The organism is Acinetobacter sp. UBA3025 (assembly GCF_002367915.1).
Lineage (GTDB): Bacteria > Pseudomonadota > Gammaproteobacteria > Pseudomonadales > Moraxellaceae > Acinetobacter.
On sequence record NZ_DFDO01000078.1, the window covers coordinates 1,696 to 3,806 of the forward strand.

At 43.9% G+C, this 2,111-nt stretch carries 2 protein-coding genes; one reads left to right on the top strand and one right to left on the bottom strand.

Annotated elements, in window-relative coordinates:
* Positions 1-39: 39 nt before the first annotated feature.
* A complete protein-coding gene (locus B4J23_RS03135; RefSeq protein WP_291358734.1) occupies positions 40-1,092 on the bottom strand; it encodes a serine hydrolase in 1,053 nt (350 codons plus the stop codon).
* 216 nt (positions 1,093-1,308) lie between these two features.
* Between B4J23_RS03135 and B4J23_RS03140 the strand changes: the two genes are divergently transcribed.
* Positions 1,309-1,944: a response regulator transcription factor GacA gene (locus tag B4J23_RS03140; protein WP_005233474.1), complete on the top strand. Its 636-nt coding sequence runs from the start codon at positions 1,309-1,311 to the stop codon at positions 1,942-1,944.
* Positions 1,945-2,111 lie beyond the last annotated feature (167 nt).

The following is a 2,111-nucleotide window of genomic DNA, read 5'->3' on the forward strand; positions in this document are numbered from 1 at the left end:
CCTGCAATTGCAGGGCTTTTTATATGCGCTTAAAAAAGATTAAACACGTTGTTTAGGCAGGCTAGACACCCAGGTCATCAGACGAGTCGCATCATTGGTACGTGCAGCAGTTGAATCCGCACCTAATACCACGACCACCACAGGACGGTTATTCAAGGTGGTGTGCATGACGACACAACGTCCTGCTTCATTAATATAACCGGTTTTAGACAGATTGATATTCCAGCCACCATTACGCACCAGTGAATTGGTGTTGTTGGATTTCAATACACGGTAACCTAGGTTGAAATCATAGCTGGCAGTGGTAGAGAATTGACGGATCAGGCCGTACTGTGAAGCGGTATTGACCAGAATCCCCAAATCACGTGCAGAAGACACATTGCCAGGATGCAGGCCAGTAGATTCCATATAGTGGGTTGAATTCATGCCCAGCTCTTTAGCTTTGGCATTCATCTTCGCAATAAAGGCTGCACGACCACCTGGATACGTACGCGCCAATGCGGCTGCAGCAGGGTTCTCAGACTTCATCAAAGCAAATAATAAGGCTTCAGCACGATTCATACTGTCCCCGGCTCTTAAGGTAGAACTTGAGCTCTTACAGCCTGCACAGGAAAAATCAGCCTGTTGCAGGGTAATTTTTTCAGACATATTCAAACGCGCATCTGAAATCACTACTGCAGTCATCAATTTGGTAATCGACGCAATCGGGTAAGCATTATTGGTATTTTTACTGAATAACACTTCACCTGTCTGTGAATCCATCACCAGAGCTGCACGCGCACTTACAGCAGGTTGATTACTAAAATGACTATTATCAATAATCTGTACAGGTTTTGTCGGTACTGGCGCTGGTGCACTGCTCTGACGAATCGTCGTCGTAACAGTTGCTGAACCTGGTGGTGAAGGTTCTGCAGCAGATACGCTCAAATTATCATTCATGAGCTGATTGACTTCATCAGAAGACCAGCTGATGCTGGATCCGCCCTCTGCTGTGCCAGAATTCATAATGATTTCAGCAAAACTTGTCGTGCTCATGCTGATTAACACGGACAGGCCGAGTAGATGCCTTAAAGACTTGTTTATTTTCTTCACTATTCCTTCACTCAACTAACAGAGGTAAGATTGATTTGCGTATTACCTCTAATATGCCTTACATTTAAACACAATGCCGAACATTTTTTGTTCTTGACACTATGTGATAAGTTTTAGATTTAATCTGCGAATAGGATTGCTAATTTTGTAGTTTCATTGCAAGCTTATTTTGCTTTATGTAACAAAAAAATGATTTTTTAATGAGGGAGAGTCTAGGTGATCACAGTTTTAGTTGTCGACGACCATGAATTAGTTCGTACTGGAATTTGCAGAATGCTGGAAGACCATGCGGATGTTCAGGTGATTGGACAGGCTGAATCTGGTGAAGAAGCAATTACCCTCGTCCGTCAGCATCATCCCAATGTGGTTCTGTTAGATGTCAACATGCCAGGTATCGGTGGTGTAGAAACCACACGCCGTTTGCTACAGACTGCTCCTGAAACCAAAGTTCTTGCGGTCAGTGGCCTGGCTGAAGAACCTTATCCTTCACTATTATTGAAAGCAGGTGCCAAAGGTTATATCACCAAAGGTGCACCTGTATCAGAGATGGTCCGTGCCATCAATAAAGTCATGCAGGGCGGTAAATATTTCAGTGCCGACATTGCTGAACAGCTGGCGAGTTCTTACCTGTCCGATACCCAGCAATCTCCTTTTGACGCACTGTCTGAACGTGAAATGCAGGTAGCCATGATGGTAGTGAACTGTATCAGCGCGCAGGAAATTGCCGACAAGCTGTTTGTAAGTGTTAAAACAGTTAATACTTACCGTTACCGGATCTTCGAAAAACTGAATATCGATAGTGATGTTAAACTAACCCATCTTGCAATGCGCTATGGCCTGATTAAACCTTAATTTAACCCTCTGCTTAATGCGGTTCCTATGGCGCAAACATCCAGTTATTCTGAACTGAATCAATATCATCTGGGCCTATGGTATAGCGCCTACCGCCTGATTATCAGCACGGGTCTGTTGCTGATTTTTCTGCTGACTTATCCTGATATGACTACAGATTATCAGTA